The organism is Clostridium sp. KNHs214 (genome assembly GCF_000744935.1).
Taxonomy (GTDB): domain Bacteria; phylum Bacillota; class Clostridia; order Clostridiales; family Clostridiaceae; genus Haloimpatiens.
Map to the genome: position 1 here is coordinate 688728 of NZ_JQMW01000011.1, position 21461 is coordinate 710188.

The 21461-nt window shown below is 30.6% G+C and carries 19 protein-coding genes; 1 reads left to right on the forward strand and 18 read right to left on the reverse strand.

Translation table 11 applies throughout. The features are described 5' to 3' along the window. The 7 genes from uvrC to uvrB all read right to left on the reverse strand — a co-directional run bounded on the left by uvrC (nucleotide 1) and on the right by uvrB (nucleotide 10558). On the reverse strand, nucleotides 1–1887 hold the full coding sequence (uvrC, locus tag CC89_RS11750) for an excinuclease ABC subunit UvrC (protein WP_035292333.1): 1887 nt from the start codon (nucleotides 1885–1887) through the stop codon (nucleotides 1–3). A gap of 73 nt (nucleotides 1888–1960) precedes the next feature. Then, entirely contained in the window at nucleotides 1961–2566 is a 606-nt protein-coding gene (locus CC89_RS11755) for a metal-dependent hydrolase (protein ID WP_035292335.1), read from the reverse strand. Nucleotides 2567–2595: 29 nt separating this feature from the next. Continuing rightward, entirely contained in the window at nucleotides 2596–4023 is a 1428-nt protein-coding gene (locus tag CC89_RS11760; RefSeq protein ID WP_035292337.1) for a peptidoglycan D,D-transpeptidase FtsI family protein, read from the reverse strand. Nucleotides 4024–4025: 2 nt separating this feature from the next. Beyond that, complete coding sequence (locus CC89_RS11765; protein WP_035292338.1) at nucleotides 4026–5228, reverse strand: FtsW/RodA/SpoVE family cell cycle protein; 1203 nt, start codon at nucleotides 5226–5228, stop codon at nucleotides 4026–4028. 18 nt (nucleotides 5229–5246) lie between these two features. Beyond that, on the reverse strand, nucleotides 5247–5690 hold the full coding sequence (locus tag CC89_RS11770) for an FHA domain-containing protein (protein ID WP_035292341.1): 444 nt from the start codon (nucleotides 5688–5690) through the stop codon (nucleotides 5247–5249). A 58-nt stretch (nucleotides 5691–5748) separates the two neighbouring features. Beyond that, a complete protein-coding gene (gene uvrA, locus CC89_RS11775; RefSeq protein WP_035292342.1) occupies nucleotides 5749–8571 on the reverse strand; it encodes an excinuclease ABC subunit UvrA in 2823 nt (940 codons plus the stop codon). 1 nt (nucleotide 8572) lies between these two features. After that, a complete protein-coding gene (gene uvrB / locus CC89_RS11780; RefSeq protein ID WP_035292344.1) occupies nucleotides 8573–10558 on the reverse strand; it encodes an excinuclease ABC subunit UvrB in 1986 nt (661 codons plus the stop codon). 474 nt (nucleotides 10559–11032) lie between these two features. On the opposite strand from uvrB, the gene CC89_RS11785 reads away from it, so the two are divergent. Next, a complete protein-coding gene (locus CC89_RS11785; RefSeq protein WP_035292347.1) occupies nucleotides 11033–11221 on the forward strand; it encodes a hypothetical protein in 189 nt (62 codons plus the stop codon). A 183-nt stretch (nucleotides 11222–11404) separates the two neighbouring features. Here CC89_RS11785 and CC89_RS11790 read toward each other — a convergent pair whose 3' ends face one another. The 11 genes from CC89_RS11790 to alr form a co-directional block, all read right to left on the reverse strand. Then, on the reverse strand, nucleotides 11405–12694 hold the full coding sequence (locus tag CC89_RS11790) for a PDZ domain-containing protein (RefSeq protein ID WP_035292348.1): 1290 nt from the start codon (nucleotides 12692–12694) through the stop codon (nucleotides 11405–11407). An 84-nt stretch (nucleotides 12695–12778) separates the two neighbouring features. After that, the gene (locus tag CC89_RS11795; protein WP_035292349.1) at nucleotides 12779–13975 is read right to left on the reverse strand and encodes a S41 family peptidase; all 1197 of its coding nucleotides are present in this window, start codon (nucleotides 13973–13975) and stop codon (nucleotides 12779–12781) included. Nucleotides 13976–14122: 147 nt separating this feature from the next. Next, nucleotides 14123–15022: a permease-like cell division protein FtsX gene (gene ftsX, locus CC89_RS11800; RefSeq protein WP_035292352.1), complete on the reverse strand. Its 900-nt coding sequence runs from the start codon at nucleotides 15020–15022 to the stop codon at nucleotides 14123–14125. Next, entirely contained in the window at nucleotides 15012–15698 is a 687-nt protein-coding gene (ftsE, locus tag CC89_RS11805; RefSeq protein ID WP_035292355.1) for a cell division ATP-binding protein FtsE, read from the reverse strand. The genes ftsX and ftsE overlap by 11 nt, the downstream gene beginning before the upstream one ends. A gap of 152 nt (nucleotides 15699–15850) precedes the next feature. Then, the gene (locus CC89_RS11810; protein ID WP_051931747.1) at nucleotides 15851–16726 is read right to left on the reverse strand and encodes a YitT family protein; all 876 of its coding nucleotides are present in this window, start codon (nucleotides 16724–16726) and stop codon (nucleotides 15851–15853) included. Between the two features lie 362 nt (nucleotides 16727–17088). After that, nucleotides 17089–17445: a hypothetical protein gene (locus tag CC89_RS11815; protein WP_035292357.1), complete on the reverse strand. Its 357-nt coding sequence runs from the start codon at nucleotides 17443–17445 to the stop codon at nucleotides 17089–17091. A 157-nt stretch (nucleotides 17446–17602) separates the two neighbouring features. Next, complete coding sequence (locus CC89_RS11820; RefSeq protein WP_035292359.1) at nucleotides 17603–18541, reverse strand: transketolase family protein; 939 nt, start codon at nucleotides 18539–18541, stop codon at nucleotides 17603–17605. Beyond that, nucleotides 18541–19365: a transketolase gene (locus tag CC89_RS11825; RefSeq protein ID WP_035292362.1), complete on the reverse strand. Its 825-nt coding sequence runs from the start codon at nucleotides 19363–19365 to the stop codon at nucleotides 18541–18543. Before CC89_RS11825 ends, CC89_RS11820 begins: the two co-directional genes overlap by 1 nt. A 153-nt stretch (nucleotides 19366–19518) precedes the next feature. Continuing rightward, the gene (locus CC89_RS11830) at nucleotides 19519–19869 is read right to left on the reverse strand and encodes a type II toxin-antitoxin system PemK/MazF family toxin (RefSeq protein WP_035292365.1); all 351 of its coding nucleotides are present in this window, start codon (nucleotides 19867–19869) and stop codon (nucleotides 19519–19521) included. Beyond that, the gene (locus CC89_RS11835; protein ID WP_035292369.1) at nucleotides 19829–20146 is read right to left on the reverse strand and encodes a CopG family ribbon-helix-helix protein; all 318 of its coding nucleotides are present in this window, start codon (nucleotides 20144–20146) and stop codon (nucleotides 19829–19831) included. Before CC89_RS11835 ends, CC89_RS11830 begins: the two co-directional genes overlap by 41 nt. A 140-nt stretch (nucleotides 20147–20286) precedes the next feature. Next, nucleotides 20287–21447, reverse strand: a complete 1161-nt coding sequence (gene alr / locus CC89_RS11840) for an alanine racemase (protein WP_035292370.1) — start codon at nucleotides 21445–21447, stop codon at nucleotides 20287–20289. Between the last annotated feature and the right edge of the window lie 14 nt (nucleotides 21448–21461).

The following is a 21461-nucleotide window of genomic DNA, read 5'->3' on the forward strand; positions in this document are numbered from 1 at the left end:
TTATACACTTCCTTTGCTTTTTCTAAAGTATTGCATTATACTATCTGCAGCCTGCATATTTATAGATGGAGTGCTTATAAGCTCTTCATAAGATGCCTTTTTAATATTATCTATACTTCCAAATTTCTTTAAAAGTTCTTTTCGCCTAATTGCTCCAATTAATGGTATATCCTCTAATACAGAATGTAATACTCTCTTTTGTCTTAAACTTCTGTGATAAGTAATGGCAAATCTATGAACCTCATCCTGTATCCTAGTTATAAGTTTCATTACACTAGAGTTTCTATTTAAGATTATTTCCTCTCCTTCATATATTAAACCTCTTGTACGATGTTTATCATCTTTAACCATTCCACATACAGGAATTTCTAGATTGTACTCTCTTAAAACTTCATAGGCAATATTTACTTGACCTAATCCTCCATCCATAAGTATTAAATCTGGGAAAACACAAAATTTTCCCACACTATACTGTAAATTTTTTTCTTTTATTTCTTCTATTTCTTTAAATCCATGAGAAAATCTTCTTCTAAGTATTTCTCTCATACTGTCATAATCATTAGGACCTATTACTTCTTTTATTTTAAATCTTCTATAATCGCTAGATTTAGGCTTTCCATTTTCGAAAACCACCATACTTCCTACAGAGTCCACACCTTGAATGTTGGAAATATCATATGCCTCTATTCTCTCTGGTATTTCCTTTAAATTAAGAATTTCTGTAAACTCCTCCAACGTTTTATTATTCATTTCCTTATCCATTATGTACTTTAACTTAAACCCTTCTAATGTTATTTTAGCATTTTTCATTACCATTTGCATCAATTGGTGTTTTTTACCTTTTACAGGCATTTTTATCTCTACTTTTCCTTCTTTCTTTAATGAAAGCCACTGTTCTAAAAGTTCCCCTTCTTCTATATCAGGAACTAAAATATTTTTAGGTATAAAAGCTGTTCCTCCGTAAAATTCCTTTATAAAAGTACTTATTATATTTCCCTTATTGTTTCCTGCAGTATCCTCAAATATAAAGTGCTCTCTTCCTATAATCTTTCCATTTCTTAAAAAGAAAACTTGAATACAAGTATCCTTTTCATCCATATATAAATTTATATAATCCTCATTTTCAAAATTGCCAAATATTATCTTCTGATTCTCACAAACTTTATTCACCGCTTCTAATTTATCTCTTAAAGAAGCCGCCTTTTCAAACTGTAAGTTTTTAGAGGCTTCCATCATTTCCTTTTGCAATTGATTTTTTAAAGTTTTATCTTTTCCCAATAATAATTCTATAATATTGTCAACTATTTTCCCATACTGGTCTTTAGAAATATATCCAGCACAAGGAGCCTTACAAATACCTATGTGATAATTTAAGCAAGGTTTTATATGAGCTTTTAATTTTACATCTTCACTTTTTATTATTTTTTTACAAGTTCTCAAGGGAAATATTTTTTTAATGAGCAAAATTATTTCCTTTACCACAGAATACTCAGGATAAGGTCCAAAATACTTTGCTCCATCTTTAACCTTATTCCTAGCTATAATTACTCTTGGAAAATCTTCATTTAAAGTTATCTTTATAAAAGGATATCCCTTATCATCTTTCAGCAATATGTTATATTTAGGTTTATATTTCTTTATTAAATTGCATTCCAGTATCAATGCTTCCATCTCAGAGTCTGTAACAATATATTCAAACTCACTTATGTTTTTAACCATTTGTCTAACTTTTTCAGGATGATTTTTAGAACTTTGGAAATACTGTTTCACTCTATTTTTTAATATTTTAGCTTTACCAACATATATAACTGTACCTATAGAGTTTTTCATTATATAAACTCCAGGCTTTTCTGGAAGCATTTTTAAATGATATTCAAAATCAAACATAATTTCCTCCAAAACAAAAGTAAGTTTATATTAGAATTATAACTTAAATACTTTAGATTATAATATGTACTTTCTAGAATAAAATAAAGGGCAGTTTATATATTGCATACATAAGGCCTACCATCATTATTATTTCTTCAACTATTTTTCCCATCTTTGAACCAGTAGAGAAATTTACTGGAGATTTATATTTCTTATTTTTAAAAGGGTAAAATATAGGTACCCCTCTTTTAGTAAGCATATCACATAACAAATGCATACCATATCCTATCAAAAAGTAGTATACCACATCAGAAATTCCATACATTTTGCCTAAATAAGAAGCTATTAAAGTAAATAATGCCATCCCCACTATACTATGAGTTATGCCCTCTCTGTGTGAAGAAAAGCCTATCATTACTAATATAAATCCTAATACTTTTATTATAGGCTTATTAAAACAGAAATGATCTAATAGGAGAGTAATTAAACCCATGCCTACATAAATTGCCACCTTTGTAGTCTTATTCTTAAAAGGTAATATATATTTATTGAGTATACCCTTAGGATGATCTACATCTGGCAATAATGAGGCTATACCCACTACCACTATACCTATATAACTAAACTTGCCAGGCAACTTATCACATAGTCCTATATAAGTTACTATTCCTATGCCAGCATGAGTTTTTCCAGTCATGTAATAATCTCCTTTAGCTTAATGAATTTTTATTTTTTTATAGCTTCATTAATGACTTCAGTAGCTATTCTAGTGGCACTACCTCCTCCAGTTCCCCCATTTTCTACAATTACAGCTATAGCTATTTCTGGATTCTGATATGGAGCAAATCCAATAAACCAAGAGTGAGGCGTAGAATTCTTTGAGCCATCATCTTTATGGTCTGCTGTTCCTGTTTTTCCACATATAGCTACATTTGAGTTTTTTGCAGCTCTAGCAGTACCTTGCTGCACAGTTTTTCTCATAAATTCTTCAATGATATCTGCATTTTGCTTGCTAGTAATCTGTCCGATGTTTTCTGGTGAAATATTTTTCATAGTGTTTCCCTTAGAGTTTGTTACTTTATTTACAATTTTAGGTTTCATCATTACTCCATCGTTAGCTATAGTTGAAGCAACTACAGCCATTTGCATAGGAGTAGCTAATACTCCACTTTGCCCTATAGCACTTTGAGCTATATTTCCCTTTTCATAATCTTTATATTTCGGGAATCTACTATTGTCTATAGTGATTCCTATGGATGGTATGCTTTTATTAAAAAAGAATTTTTCTGCTGTTTCTTTTAATTTACTGTTTCCCATTTCCATTCCCAAGGTTCCAAAATACACATTACTTGAATGTACAAAAGCTTGTTGAAAATTTATATTACCAAGAACTTCTCCACCATAGTTTGATAATTTTTCCCTACTATTAAATACTATTTTACCATTGTCTTGAATTCTCTTATTCATCATACCATCAATATTTTCTAAAGCACTAACAGCTGTAACAGTTTTAAAAACTGATCCTGGAGGATACATGCCAGAAACTGCTCTATTTATAAGTGGAAATTTTTCATCTTTATTTATTGCTTTCCACTTATCCTCTGTTAATTCATTAGGGTTAAAACCTGGTTTAGAAACCATAGCTAATACTTCCCCTGTTTTAGGATTCAACACCACAACTGCTCCCTTATTATCACCTAATAAGTCATAAGCTTTCTTTTGAATATTATAATCCAATGAAGTTATTAAATTATACCCTTTTTTTTCAGTATCTTTATTTTTAAAATTAAATACATTATATATATCTATACTATCTAATGCCATTAATTCTTTGTCATATCTTTTTTCCATTCCTGTTAATCCATACTTTTCATTTTCATATCCTAATGTGTGAACAAATAAATCATTATATAGATATTTTCTAATTTGCTTTTCTCCATTTTTACTACTTTCAGCTAGAGGCTTCATATTTCTATCATATATAACACCTCTTAGTATTGCATTTCTCTTGGCCCATAGCCTTCCATTATCTGCTCTAGTTACTAATTTAGAGCCTAGAAATACTTCAAAATATGTCATATAAACAATTAAACCTAAAAAGAGTAGTAAAAAAATAATCATTACCTTTTTAATATTTTGCGAAATATCCTTCATTTTTACACTCCCTCTTCAGAAATCTTTTGTAATATACCCAAGGAGAAAAATGTTATTATCATAGAGCTTCCCCCATAACTAACAAATGGCAATGTTATTCCAGTAAGAGGTATGATGCTCATAACTCCACCTATTATTACTAAAACCTGTGAAGCTATAGTTGCACTGTATCCTACTGCCAGCAATCTAGAAAAATTATTATTAGCCCTTAAAGCTGCTCTAGTACATCTATAAAACAATATAAAGTACAATATAATAATTGCTATACCTGTAAGCAGACCTAATTCTTCACATATTACGGCAAATATAAAGTCACTTTGATTTACTGGAACAAAGTTGGGATATCCTAACCCTAATCCTGACCCAAATAATCCACCGCTAGCTATAGCTATCATTGATTGTACCACCTGTAAAGACTCATTTGACGCATATTTAAAGGGATCTTTCCATATCATTATTCTAAGCCTTACATGCCCAAAAAGCTTATAACTTATAAGTCCTCCTATTATGAATAATCCTATACAAGTAGCTACATATTTAAATTTAGAAGTAGCTATATAAAGCATAGTAACGGAAATACCAAAAAATATTAGTGCAGATCCTAAATCCTTTTGAAAAACCATGAATCCTAACGAAATCATAACCACTATAGCTGGTTCTATAAGCTGCTTAAAACTTTCGTATTCTTTTAAGGCAGATGCTAGATATGCTACTAAAAACAATTTTCCGAACTCTGATGGTTGAAACTTAACCCCAAACATACTTATCCAGTTCTTTGAGCCATATTGTTCTGGTGCAAATAGTGTTCCTAATGACATTGCTACTAATGTAGCTATTAAATATAAATATCTTAATTTTTTAAACCTTTCTAAATCTGGTAAAAGCACTACTATAAATATAAATCCAGCTACTCCTATGGAAAACCATATTAACTGCTTAATAGCTACAGTAGTACTTAATCTATATAAAACTCCTATACCTATTACAGATAATATACTAGCTATAATAAGTATGACCTTATCTCCGTCTGGGAAAAATCTTCTTATAATAAAATGAGAATAACCTATAAGTATGCTTATAAGCACCGCCATTATTATTGCTCCCTTGTCGAAAGGATCTTTTATTAAAAACAAATCTATAAAAATAGTAAAACATAGTAAATAAGTGTATCTTAAAAGTTTTTTTTCATCAGCTAAATAATTCATGGAGAATGCCTCCTTATACTATCCTATAATTTTAAAAACAGAATTTCCTATCTTAACCATATCCTCTGAGCTCAAATAGGTTTTTCCTTCTATAGCTTCATCATTTACAAAAGTTCCATTGGTACTATTTAAATCTTCTATAATGCAACTATTATTCTTTAAGAATATCTTTGCATGATGGCCTGAAACATATTCATCAGATAATACTAAGGTATTGTCTGATCTTCTACCAATAGTTATCCAATCTCCCATGGGAATCACACTTCCTACTTTCAAAACCTCATTTCCCTTTATCTGTACAACCTCTAATCCATACTTCTTTCTTCTTGCCTTTTTTCTCTTTCCCGGTTCCTTGATATCCTTGTACATTATTTTTAATATAAAAAATATTATTACGTATATTATAGCTAATATGGCTATCGTAAATATTTTAGATATAAAACTAAATTTACTTAAATCCATAACCTTCACCTTCTTTTTACAAAATACAATAGACTAGAATATACTAGTCTATTGTAAATTATAACATCTTTTTTAAGTATTGTCCCGTATAAGAATTTTTCTTACGAGCCACCTGCTCTGGTGTTCCAAAAGTAACTATAGTGCCTCCCTTTTCCCCACCTTCAGGCCCTAAATCTATTATATAGTCAGCACATTTTATCACATCTAAGTTGTGTTCTATCACAACTACAGTATTTCCGCCATCTACTAACCTTTGTAAAATTTTTATTAATTTATTCACATCATCCACATGAAGTCCTGTAGTTGGTTCATCTAGTATATATAAAGTCCTTCCTGTACTTCTCTTTGAAAGCTCATAAGCTAGTTTTATTCTCTGAGCTTCTCCTCCAGACAATTGTGTAGATGGTTGACCTAATCTTATATATCCCAAACCTACATCAATAAGAGTATCTAACTTGTTTTTTATCCTAGGTATGTTTTCAAAGAATTTACTTCCTTCATCTACGGTCATATTCAATACTTCATCTATATTTTTACCCTTATACTTAACCTCTAAAGTTTCTCTATTATATCGCTTTCCATTACAAACTTCACAAGGCACATATACATCAGATAAAAATTGCATTTCTATTTTTATTATGCCATCTCCCCTACAAGCTTCACATCTACCACCTTTTACATTAAAGCTAAATCTTCCTGGCTTATATCCTCTCATTCTAGATTCAGGTACATTAGAGTATACTTCCCTAATAATATCAAATACACCTGTGTAAGTTGCAGGATTAGACCTTGGTGTTCTGCCAATAGGACTTTGATCTATATTTATTATTTTGTCTATATTTTCTACTCCCTCTATAAGTTTATGCTTACCTGGATTAACTTTAGAATTATTTAGTATTTTATTTACTCCCTTATACAATATTTCATTGACTAAGGTACTCTTACCAGAACCTGAAACCCCAGTAACGCAAGTAAATAATCCTACTGGTATTTCTGCGCTTATATTTTTTAAATTATTTTCCCTAGCTCCTATAACTTTTATTATTTTTCCTAAAGGTTTTCTTCTTTCTAAAGGTATGTCTATTTTCTTTTTTCCTATTAAATATTGTCCAGTTATAGATTTTTCACAATTCATTATGGAATTTATATCACCGGCTGCAATTATTTCTCCTCCATGTTCACCTGCCCTAGGTCCCACGTCTACTATATAATCCGCAGCTTTTATAGTATCTTCGTCATGCTCTACCACCACTAAGGTATTACCTAAATCTCTAAGATGCTTTAATGTACCTATAAGCCTGTCATTATCTCTCTGATGTAGACCTATACTAGGTTCATCCAGTATGTATAAAACTCCAACTAAGCTGGAACCTATTTGTGTTGCCAACCTTATTCTTTGAGCCTCTCCTCCAGATAAAGTTCCTGCAGTTCTAGTTAAGTTTAAATAATCTAATCCTACATCTATCAAAAACTTTAATCTATTTTTTATTTCTTTTAATATTTGACTTGCAATAGCATTTTCTTTTTCACTTAATGTCAGTTCCTCTAGAAAATCTATTTCATCCTTTATAGGCATTTTGCTAAACTCAAATATATTCTTATCCCCTACCGTAACTGCTAAAACTTCTTCTTTTAATCTAGCACCATGACATTTCGGACAAGGATTATTACTCATATAATGCTCTATTTCTCTTTTAATATAATCAGAAGAAGTTTCCATATACCTTCTTTTTAAATTATTTATAAAACCCTCAAAAGCGTAATTATAAATTCCTTCTCTGTCTTCTTTTACATAATGTACCTTTAATTTTTCCCCTTTCATGCCATATAAAATTATGTTTAACACCTGAGGCTCTAGCTGTTCTATAGGAGTATTTAAAGAAAAGTGGAATTTGTCACTTAAAGCTTTTAATATAGAATGGGTCCAAGAGTCTTTTTTCAAACTTCCCTCTCCTAATGAAACTATGGCCCCTTCTAAAATACTCTTACTTCTATCTGGTATAACTAAACCTTCATCTATCTCTAAAAGCGTTCCAAGTCCATCACAATAATCACATTTACCATAAGGTGCATTAAAGGAAAACATTCTTGGCTCTAATTCTCCTATGCTTATACCACATTCTGCACAAGCAAATTTTTCACTTAAAAGCATCTCTTCTTGGTCAATTATATCTAAAATAACAAGCCCATCTGCCAATTTCAGTGCCGCTTCTAGGGAATCAGTTACTCTTCCTTCCATTCCTTCTTTTACTATTATTCTATCGATTACTATCTCTATATTGTGTTTTTTATTTTTTTCTAGCTTAATATCTTCCTCTAATATATCTAGAATTTCTCCATCTATTCTTACTCTTACATATCCCTCTTTTTTTATTTTATCTAGTATTTTAACATGCTCTCCCTTTCTTCCTTTAACCACTGGAGCCAGAACCTGCAGTTTTGTCCTTTCAGGGAAACTCATAATTTTATCTACCATTTGATCCACTGTTTGCTGTTTTATTTCCTTACCGCATTTAGGACAATGAGGATGACCTATTCTTGCATAAAGAAGTCTTAAATAGTCATATATCTCTGTTACAGTACCTACAGTTGATCTTGGATTTCTACTAGTGGTCTTTTGGTCTATAGAAATAGCTGGTGATAATCCTTCAATATACTCCACATCTGGCTTATTCATTTGGCCTAAAAATTGTCTTGCATAAGCTGATAATGACTCTACATATCTTCTTTGCCCCTCTGCATATAGAGTATCAAAAGCCAAAGATGATTTTCCAGAACCTGAAAGTCCCGTAAATACAACAAACTTATCTCTAGGTATTTCTAATGTGACATTTTTTAAATTATGTACTTTAGCACCTTTTATAAATATTTTATCCTTCATTTTAATTCTCCATACTCCCCTTTAATTTTGTTATTTTATCTCTGAAATCTGCGGCCCTTTCAAACTCTAAGTTTTTAGCTGCCTCTTTCATTTCCTTTTCATATTTCTTAATCAACTTAACAAATTCTTCCTTTGTTAATTCTACATCCTCAGGCAATGCTTCATATTTTTCTACGTCACTTTCTGATACCTGAGTTGCCTCTATAACTTCCCTTATATCTTTCATAACTGTTTTAGGAGTTATTCCATGTATATCATTGTATTCTTTTTGAATTTTTCTTCTTCTATTTGTTTCACTTATAGCCTTTTCCATAGCTCCCGTTATATTATCAGCATACATAATAACTTTACTCTCTGAATTTCTAGCAGCTCTTCCTATAGTCTGTATTAATGATGTCTCAGACCTTAAAAATCCTTCTTTATCCGCATCTAGTATTGCCACCAAAGCTACTTCTGGTATATCTAGCCCTTCTCTTAAAAGATTAATTCCAACCATAACGTGGAATTCTCCTTTTCTCAAATCCCTTATCAATTTCATTCTCTCAATAGTGTCCACATCCGAATGCATATAGTTTATTTTAATACCCATTTCCTTAAAGTAATCTGTTAAATTTTCTGCCATTTTTTTAGTTAAAGTAGTTATCAACACTCTATATCCTTTAGCTATGGTTTCCTTTATTCTTGAATATAAATTATCAATTTGGCCCTTTGTCTTTTCAATTATTATTTCTGGATCTAAAAGTCCTGTAGGTCTTATTATTTGCTCAGCTATATTTTTAGAATGATTCTTTTCATAATCTGAAGGAGTTGCACTAACAAATACCACTTGATTTAGTTTATTTTCAAACTCTTGAAACTTAAGCGGTCTATTGTCAAAAGCTGATGGAAGTCTAAAACCGTACTGAACTAAATTTTCCTTTCTAGATCTATCTCCACCATGCATAGCTCTTATCTGAGGAATAGTTACATGACTCTCATCTATAAATAATAAAAAATCTTCTGGAAAATAATCCATTAATGTTTGTGGTGGCGTTCCTGGCTCCCTTCCATCAAATATTCTAGAATAGTTTTCTATACCCGTGCAGTAACCCATTTCTCTTATCATTTCAATGTCGAAATTAGTTCTTTGATTAAGTCTTTGAGCTTCTAATAGTTTATCCTCGGACTTTAATTCCTTAAGAGTACATTCCAGTTCTCTTTCTATCTCTCCCAATGCTCCTTCTATTTTATCTTTAGATGTGGCAAAGTGGGATGCTGGAAATATTGAGACATGTTTTCTTCCACCTATTATTTCCCCGGTAATGACATCAAATTCTCTTATGCGATCTATTTCGTCGCCAAAAAATTCTATTCTTATTCCCTTATTGGTAGATGAAGCCGGAAATATGTCTAACACATCCCCTCTCACTCTAAAGGTACCCCTAACAAAATTTATGTCATTTCTTTCATATTGTATATCTATTAATTTTCTAATTATTTCATCCCTATCTCTAAGCATTCCTTCCCTTAGAGATACTGTTAATTTTTTATACTCTTCTGGATTACCTAGTCCGTATATACAGGATACAGATGCCACTACAATTACATCCCTTCTCTCTAAAAGAGCTGAAGTAGCTGAGTGTCTTAGTTTATCTATTTCATCATTTATTGATGCATCCTTTTCAATATATGTATCCGTTTGAGCTACATAAGCTTCTGGCTGATAGTAATCATAATAAGATACAAAGTATTCCACTGAATTTTCAGGAAAAAACTCCCTGAATTCTGAGCACAACTGCGCTGCTAAAGTTTTGTTGTGCGCCAAAACTAATGTTGGTTTCTGTACTTTTTCTATTATATTCGCCATAGTAAAAGTTTTTCCTGAACCCGTTACCCCTAAAAGTGTTTGAAAATCATATCCTTTATTTATACCATTTACTAAGCTCTCTATAGCTTCTGGTTGATCTCCTGTAGGTCTAAATTTAGAATGTATTTTGAATTCTCCCATTGCATACACCTCTCATTGAACATTTGTTCGATACTATTATTTTAACCCTTATTTTTCCTAATGTCAACCATATATATTATATAATTATCTTTTCCCTTGTTGTAATTATGTAATCATTATACTACAAATTATTATAATTCACTTCTGACATTTAAAATCTACTATCCAGTGGTGTCACACTACCGTTATTTTTACTTTATTATAAACTGGAAATATTCCCTTATATAGAGACAATATGTGCATTTCCTCTATAACTAATAATCATGTTACAAAACAATAGTGTAACACATATAATATATAACATATGATTAATGTGTAATATTTTTATATTTATATTGCATTTGTGAATTATAAGTGCTACAATTATATTGTAAATCACAGATATAAACAATTTTTGTAAGTAATTTGTTACATATTTATTATCAAAATAGAACTCTAACAATATAATCATTTATATATGGGGAGGATTATGTAATGGGAAATATTTATGAAAGTATGTGCGTAGCTTCAAATTGTTCTTCTTTTAAATCACAAGATGCTGTAGTAATGTCTTCTATAGGAACTTCTTTAAGTAAACGTTGTTCTAAATGCTCACATTGTAAAAACTGTAAATGTGAATTAGACTTATATGATAATGTGATTTCTAGTATTGACGAAAGATAAATTAAAATAAATCACCCTAACAATAAATAACTAACTAACCACCTAAAAGAGGAAAAGCATAAGAAATTATATTCTTATGCTTTTCCTCTTTTAAGTTAATCAACAATGCTATTTATGAACTTCTTTATTACTTTATCAATGTTTTTTAATCATTTATTTTCTTGCTGTAGATAGTCTTCTTCTTTATTGATTATTTTCTTCTTTTTTCTCAGCTTCTTCTAGATATTTTTTAAAATCTTTACTTCTTAATTTTATAACAGTATTGTCTTGTGGTACAATCTTAGGAACAAACAAAGCACCTAAATCTCCTCTACTTATGATATTATCATACTTTAATTCTTTTAACTCTCCAGAAATTTTTCTGGCAGTAAGCCTTATATAATTAGGTGCATCCCTAATTACATCAATTATATCATTTTCTTCACTTATCTTCTTACTGTTAATATTCATAAGCAAATCTCCACTTTTAATTCCCATTTCATCAGCTAAAGAATTAGGTATTACTTCTAGTACCATGATGCCCTCTTCGCCGCTGGAATATATTGACTTTCCCGTAGTCTCCATAAATCTCTGAGCTAAAATCATAACTTCATGACCTAGTGGAGCAAATATTATAAGAAGTAATTGAACAAATTCATTATTTGATCCTATTTGAGTAAACAAAAATAAAACTAAAGAATATATCATAACCCATATTCCTGATGAAGCAGCTTTTTCTTCTTTAGTTTTTGTAAATGTGACGGAATCATAACCTATTATTCCATAAAAGGTTATAGCCGCTATTAACATATTTTTCACTGTACTAAATGGTATACTTTGCCTAACTATAGGCCACCAATAAGGTGGATTTATATTTATTCCCTGAAAAGAATTGGGATTCACTATAAAAAGTAAGGCTACTGGTAAAATCCAATATCTTTTTAGTAGAAATCCACCAAATATCTTTCCTTCATCATTTTTAAATACTGGAATGGCCCCCCTCTTGCCATCCAGTATTATCATAATTCCCTCTACAAAGTGAAGCACTGCCACTAAAGACATTAGTGCTACTATATCTATTTTAAATAAGTCCAATGAAGGATTCTTTAAAATTATTGATAATTTTTGAAATACTAAGCTTAATAATCCAAGAGCTGCTCCTGAATATGCAAAGCACACAAATCTAGGTTTTATGAGCATAAAAATTATTGACAAAATAAATATAAAATCTATTAAGGATTCTTCTCTAAAGGTTATCCCTAAATAAGCCATCATTAAACTAGCCAAAACTGCTCCAAATATCCCTATTACTATTTCAGATATGGTTAGCTCTAAAGGAGAGTTTATACTTTTTCCTACCACTATCTTTTGCATTAATGTAATTTTTTTATTTTGTCTGTAGAACATAAATCCTATAAAAGTTAATACTAATAGAGACACAGGCTCTACCAACGCTGTTGCAACTGCTCTCAATACGTAAAATATTAGTGACACATTACCCCCCCTTACTGAACTAAACTATTAATTCCATATTTTTTATATTTTAACTACATATTAAACCTAATGTTTGACTCTTAATTATTTACTCTGCATTTTTTCTTTTATAACTTCTAATGCCTTTTGGAATTGAGGATCCTTGTTTCTGTTATATCCGTTCTTAGCAGCCTCTTCTTTTTGTTTCTCGGGATACTTAACTTCTATATCTGGTTTTATACCTATCTTGTGTATATTTTTACCAGATGGTGTATAATATTTAGCTATAGTTACCTTAAGTGCTGTTCCATCTTTTGTATCTATCATTGTTTGTACCACGCCTTTTCCAAAGGTTTTTTCCCCTATTAAAGTACCTAATTTATAATCCTTAACAGCTCCAGAAACTATTTCAGATGCACTAGCAGTTCCACCATCAGTTAAAACCACTAAAGGCATATTTATAGCATTTCCACCTTCTGAATTATATTCTATTTTCTTCTTATTCTTATCCACAGTAGAAACTATAGTTGCTTTATTAGGTACAAAATTAGAAGCTACTTCTACGCAAGTCTTTAGTGATCCTCCAGGATTTTCTCTCAAATCTAATATAAGACCTTTCATTCCCTTATTATTTAATTCTTTTAATTTTTTATTAAAATCTTTAGATGTGTTTTCATCAAACATGCTTATTTGTATATATCCTAAACCATCTTCAATAATTTCTCCTTTTACAGTTTTGAACTCTATTTTTTCTGCTTTTAATTTTAAATTAAATTCACCTTTTTTATCTCTAAATAGAGTTAAATCAATTTCTCTTCCTTCTTTTCCTTTCATCATTGACACTGCTTTTTCTAATTGTTCCCCATTTACCGATACTCCATTAACTTTTTCTATTATATCACCACTGGTAATACCAGCTTTTTTAGCCGGTGAATCATCGAAAGCACTTATTATTACTATTTTATTATCTTTTACTCCAACTTGTATTCCTATACCAACATAACTTCCTTCTATTTGACTATTAAATTCTTCAAACTCTTTTTTATTCATAAAAACTGTGTATGGATCTTTAAGTGCAGCAGTCATTCCTTTAATTGCACCTTCTACTAATACCTCATCGCTTATAGCTCCATCATAATATTTGTATATTTTATCCCTTACCAAAAATAACTTATTAAATTTCGCTATTTCATTGTCCTTTGGAGCTACTGTTGCCTTACTACTAAATATAAAACCTGTAAATAGATTAGTTACAATTAACAATGCTACAGTAAATGATATCCACTTTTTTTTATTTGTCATATTTTACACCTCTTATCTCTACACTTTTAAATATATTATACTAATATATATTATTATTCATATTACTAATTAATATTATCACTTTAATTATATCATTTCATATAATGTTTTTAAAAAAAACCTTGGGTTCACCCCAAGGTTTATTCATTATACTTGTAAAAACTTTCTAATGGATAATATACTACCCATTGAGCCTATTAAAATTCCACCTAATATAAACTTCCAAGCCAATACGTTGAACACGTAAGCAGGTGCAATAAGATGCATTAACATAAGCATTACTCCACCAGCAGTAATTTTAACATATATAACCTTATAAGCATAGTATAACACTATAGTAGCAATCAGTGCTCCTAAAATACCTATTATGACTCCTTCTATTATAAAAGGCCATCTTATGAACCAATCTGTAGCTCCCACGTACTTCATTATATTTATTTCTCTTCTTCTAGAGTAAACTGTCAATTTAATAGTATTCCCTATTAGGAATAGTGATACTGTAAGACATATAATGAAAAGTACTATGCCAATCCATTTTAATGCTTTAGTAATTTTTATAATTTGATTTACCACTTTTCTTCCGTCTTTAATTTTTTCTATTCCCGACATATTCTTTATCTTTGAAACTACTGTTTCGGCATTTTCTGGTGATTCCAATTTAATTATGTACGAATTAGGCATAGGATTTTGTTTTTCAAGTCCATCAGCTAATCCTGTATTTTCTTCTCCTAATTGCTTTTTCCATTTTTCTAAAGCCTTATCTTTGCTTTCAAATTCTATTTCTTTAACTCCCTTTGTAGATTTTAATGTATTTTCTATATTATTTTTTTCATCAACTTTTATTTTATCTTTTAAAATAACCTTTATTTGAACTTGAGACTCTACATTCTCTACTCCTTGACCAACATTTAAAATAGCAATTAAAAATATTCCCATTAAAAATAGAGAAGCTGCTACAGTAAGCATAGATGCTAAACTTACTGTTTTATTTCGCCTTAAACTTTTTAAAGCATCTACAATAAAATATTTAAATGCATTAATCCTCATAACCGTATCTACCCCTTTGCTCATCTCTTGCTATAATACCTTTTTCTATGGCAATAACTCTTTTCTTCATATTATCTACAATATCCTTGGCATGGGTAGCCATAAGTATTGTAGTACCAGCTCTATTTATGTCTTGAAGTATGTTCATTATTTCTAAAGTAGTTTCTGGGTCCAAATTTCCTGTAGGCTCATCTGCTATTAGTAAGGATGGATTATTTACTATAGCTCTAGCTAGTGAAACTCTCTGCTGTTCTCCTCCTGAAAGTTCATTTGGGAAAGCTTTATATTTTTTAGATAAACCAACAAGAGATAAAACGGTTGGAACTTTTTTTCTTATTTCTCTACTAGATGCACCTGTAACCCTCATGGCAAAAGCCACATTTTCATAAACATTCAATGAAGGTATTAGTCTAAAATCCTGAAATACAACACCTATTTTACGCCTATAATAAGGTACTTCACTTCTTTTAATTTCTGTTAATTTAATATTATTAACCACTACTGTTCCACTAGAAGGTTGAATTTCCTTTAAGAGTATTTTGATAAATGTAGATTTACCTGCTCCACTTGGTCCAACTAGAAAAACGAATTCTCCACTGTCTATTTCTATATTTACATTAGATAAAGCTAAAACATTATTGTTATAAACTTTAGTTACATTTTCAAATTTAATCATTATACTTTACTCCTATTCCTCGTAGGTTTTATTTATATATTATAACACAAGTATAGTGTTTTTTGTAACGTATACTCCAATGTTTTTAATATGTTAATTTTTTATTACAAGTAAAATTTCCACATAATTAAATATGTGGAAATCTAACCTTTTTAATCTTCTATTATGTCTTTAAACCCTTCACCCAAGACCTCTCTAGCATCACTTACAGTTATAAATGCTCTTCGGTCTACTTCTTTTATAAATATCTTCAATCTAATAAATTGCTTTCTATCTAAAACTGTATATAATATATTGGTATCTTGTCCACTAAATCCGCCTTTTCCATGAAATATAGTGCAGCCTCTTCCCAATTCATTTATTATAAACTGGCTAATCTTATCTCTTTCCATACTTATAACCATTACCGATTTACACATATTCAATCCATTTATTACGGAATCTATGGTAGTACAGTTTATTATTACAGATAATAGAGAGTACATTCCAACTTCAGGATTAAATGTCATACCAGCTGCCACTGTAACTAAAAAATCTACCATCAATAGTGCTTTTCCTAAATCTATATGTACAAATTTGTTTATTATCTTTGCAAGTATGTCTGTACCTCCTGTGGAAGCATTTTGATTAAAAACCAATCCCATACCAACTCCTGATAATAAAGTTCCAAATATAGTTGCTAAAAGCAAATTGTCTGTTACCATCCAAGCAGGATCAATTAACTTGTCCATTATCCATATGGATCCTGCCAAAGCGAAACTAGAATAAATTGTCTTAGCTCCAAATTGTGGTCCTATTATTATAAATGCAACTATAAATAATATAATATTCATAAGAGCTGTTAGAAGTCCTACAGATATTGGAACGTAGTGGTGTAGTACTATAGCTATACCTAAAACACCTCCACCAGCTATATGATTAGGTTCTAAAAAAGCTCTTGTAGCAATTGCTAATATTAAAACTCCAACTGTTGCTAATACCCACTCTTTAACTACTACTCCTTTGTTGTTCTTATTAATTTTCTCCATAATATCCCCCCGTATAATCTAGCAATAATATATATAAACCCCATTTAAGCACATTCAAATAAATAGCAAGTCAGTATGCTAGTATATTTGACTTGTTATTTTTTTCACGTACCTTAGGTTTATGCCTTAAAATATGCATTAATAAACATAACTCCCTATATTTAAATTATGTAACCGTTTAAACCGCTTTGCGTAATTAACTTATGTTTGTTATTTATAAAATACTTTAACTATATTAATCCTTATAAATATACTGGAATTAATACAATTCTGCACAGAAGCAAGTGGCAATTCTACTCCTATAGAAATAAGGAAGCTTTGTTGCCACAACTACATTAAATTCAACTTATATTTAATAAAAATCATTTAAGATAAAATAGAACTGAATTTATTATTAATGAAAAAGTTAAGCAAAATATAGACACAAAAAATATCGCTTGAGCTAAGTTAAATTTCAAAAAATATGTTTTCCATTGTTTTTCATAATTTAATGGCCTCATTAAATCCTTTTTAGTAAATGAAACTGCTGACATAAACAAGCCAAAACAAGATGCATAGGTTACAAATCTACCTCCCCATTCTGCTATGTATAATATATTAAATGAACCTTTTATGACAGACCCAATTAATCCTATTAATATACCTATTAAAAAGCTTATTAATAATATTTTAATAGATATTTTGAGACACTCCCTTATATCTGACCAAAAGTTATTCATATACTCATCACTCCTACATTCAGATTATATCACAAAGGTTTTGAAAAATCTTTATTTATGCAAAAATGAATAAAAAATTTCATTTTTGCATAAATAAAAGGGTTTAATAAAAGGAAGGAGCTATTTACTCCTTCCTTTTACTAATAACTAGCTTTTACTATTTTAAGCTTATGCCTTTTTTAACTGCTTTTACTATATCCATTGGTGTTAATCCATACTTTTCTAAAAGCTCTACTGGCTTTCCACTTTCCCCAAAAGTATCTTTAACTCCTACTTTTAATACTGGTACTGGATAGTTTTCTGTTACCACTTCTGCAACTGCTGAGCCTAATCCACCTATTATGCTATGTTCTTCAGCTGTTACTATAACTCCTGTTTCCCTTGCAGCATCAGCTATTATTTTCTGGTCTATTGGTTTTATTGTATGTATATTTATAACCTTAACCTTTATTCCCTCTTCTGCTAATATATTATAAGCTTCTAATGCAGCATCTACCATTATTCCAGTAGCTATTATTGTAGCATCTTTTCCCTCTCTTAAAGTAACACCTTTTCCTATTTCAAACTTGTAGTCTGCATTATCATTTATTACTGAAACCGCTGATCTACCAAGTCTAACATAGCAAGGTCCTTTATAATCTGCTACTGCTTTTATAGCTGCTTCTGCTTCAATTCCATCACTTGGAGATATTACAAGCATATTTGGTATGCTTCTCATTAAAGATATATCTTCTATAGCTTGGTGAGATGCTCCATCTTCACCAACTGTTAAACCTGCATGAGTTGCACACACTTTAACATTTAATTTAGGATAACATATAGAGTTTCTTATTTGTTCAAATCCTCTACCAGCAGCAAACATAGCAAAAGTACTTACAAATGGTATCTTTCCGCAAGATGCTAATCCAGCTGCAACAACCATCATATTTCCTTCAGCAATTCCCATATTTATAAATCTTTCTGGAAATACCTTTTTGAAGTCTGCTGTTTTAGTTGATTTTGATAAATCTGCATCAAGAACTACTATATTTGATTTTTCTTCACCCAATTTAGCAAGAGCCTTACCATAAGCCTCTCTAGTAGCCATTTTTACCATTAGTTTTCACCTCCTATTTCTTTTAAAGCTTCTTCACATTGTTCTTTATTAGGAGCTGAACCATGCCATCCAGCTTGATTTTCCATAAATGATACACCTTTTCCTTTTACTGTTTTACATATAATAACTGTTGGTTTATTTTTGGTATTCTTAGCTTCTTCAATAGCATTTATTATTTGTTCAAAGTCATGTCCATCTATAGTTATAACATTCCATCCAAATGCTTTGAACTTATCATCTATAGGATTTGAATTCATAACTTCTTCACATTTTCCGTCTATTTGTAATCCGTTAAAATCTACAAATGCTGTTAAGTTATCTAACTTGTAATGAGCTGCAGACATAGCTGCTTCCCATACTTCACCTTCACCTAGTTCTCCATCTCCAAGTAAAGAATATACTCTATACGTTTTTTTATCTAGTTTTCCAGCTAGAGCCATTCCAACTGCAGCTGAAATTCCCTGTCCTAATGAACCTGTAGACATATCAATACCAGGAACATAATTCATATTTGGATGTCCTTGAAGTATTGAGCCTAGCTTCCTTAAATTATTTAATTCACTTACATCAAAATAACCTTTTCTAGCTAATACGCTGTAAAGACCTGGTGCACCATGTCCCTTAGAAAGCACAAATCTATCTCTATCTGGATCCTGTGGATTTTGAGGATTTATATTCATTTCTTTAAAATATAAAGTTGTTAATATTTCAACTTCTGATAATGATCCCCCTGGATGTCCTGAAGCTGATTGAGTTATCATGGTTATTATGTCTTTTCTTACAGTTTTCGCTATATCCTGTAATTCTTTTGTGTTAACTTCCATTCTTATCCCTCCTAAACTTGCTCATAATCATATTATAACAATTACTTTAAAAAGTAAAAAGCCTTTATATGAATTTTTTGCATTTTTTTAAATATTATTTATTAATATTAAAATAAGGGCTATATAAAGAATTATATAACCCTTATTTTGCTGCTATTTCAATCCAATACTTATTAAAATTGACTGATTAACTTTTTCCATGTCATCATCTGTCATATGACCAATCTTCTCCTTAAGTCGTCTTTTGTCTAAAGTTCTTATTTGCTCTAAGAGCACAACAGAATCCTTATTAAGACCATATTCCTCTGAAGAAATTTCTACATGAGTTGGCAGCTTGGCCTTATTAATTTGTGACGTAATTGCTGCTACGATAACCGTAGGACTGTATTTATTTCCCACATCATTTTGTATTATGATAACTGGTCTTACTCCACCTTGTTCTGAACCAACTACTGGACTGAGATCAGCATAAAATATATCTCCTCGTTTTACTATCGGTGTCATCAGGCAAATCACTCTCCGAAAGCATAGCTTCATATTCTCCTAACTCTTTCATATCACTTTCGAAGCCACATTCACATAAATCGAGGTTTAGCTGAGCCATTTCCATATATCCCTTTTGCATTTCTTCATAGCTCAACCTTTTTTTCTCCTCAATATATAATACTATGGCTTCCCTTATAAATTCACTTCTTTTTTTAGAATCTTTCTTTAAAGCTTCATTAAACTCATTAAAAAGTTTTTCTGAGAGGTTTACCACTAATCTCTTTGAGCCTGACATACGATAATCGATACCTCCTATTTATTAAAGCGAAATATGTATCTACTCTTTAATTATAACCCTATTTGTCAATATGTCAAAGATTTTGCGCATTAAACCCCCATTTTTCTACAAGTATATTATTGAAACTTGTGTAATCCCTATACGTAATTCCTTATTTTTACAATTTTCCCATCCTTTATGTATACTCTTGGTACTCTTTTGCTAATCATACAAACTACCTCATAACTAATAGTACCTAGAATCTCCGCTGCATCTTCTGCATTAAATTTTATTTCTTCTGTCTCCCCTATAAGTATAACGTCTGTGCCTACTTTTACATCTTCTACATCTGTAATGTCTATCATGCATTGATCCATGCATATTCTCCCCACCACTGGCGCAAATTTATTGTTTATAATTACTTTACCCTTAGCAAAAAGTAGTCTTGTGTATCCATCAGCATATCCCACTGGTAAAGTGGCTATTACACTATCTTTAGTAGTTTTAAACTTTCTCCCATATCCTATGTATTCTCCTGCAGGAATTTTTTTTATATGAACTACATTTGTCTTAAGCTGCATAGCAGGTTTTATATTTATTTTATCTTTAGAAACTTCCTCAGAAGGATAATATCCATACTGTATTATTCCTGGCCTCACTGCTTCAAAATGAGTTTCGGGTAAATCTATAATACCTGCACTATTGGCTATGTGCCTTATATTTATATTTACTCCCTTATCCTTTAATTTATTATAAAACCAATTAAAGTGCTCCAATTGTTTATATGTATATTCCTTATCTTTTTCATCTGCAGCAGAAAAATGCGAAAATATTCCTTCTACTATTATATTAGGCAATTTGCTTATTTTATATACCTGTTCTACACTATTTTCTTCAGGTAAAAATCCTATTCTTCCCATGCCTGTATCTAAAGCTATGTGAATTTTAGCTATTTTATTACTTTTAACTGCCATTTTAGATATTTCTTCTGCAAAATCATAGGAATAAACTGTTTGTTCTATATCGTATCTTAATAAATTATCAATTAAATTTGGTGGAGTAAAACCTAAAATCATTATAGGACACTCTATTCCTCCCCTTCTTAGTTCCACAGCCTCACTTATTACTGCCACTGCTAATCTATTAGCTCCATTTTCTAAAAACACAGGTGCTACATCTAATGCTCCATGCCCATATGCATCTGCTTTTACTACAGCTATTATATCCTTACTTTTTGATACCCTTCTTATTTCCCTCATGTTGTTAGCTAATTTATCCAATTGTATTTCAGCCCAAACTGGTCTTAAGTGCCTAAACACCACTTTCACCTCCA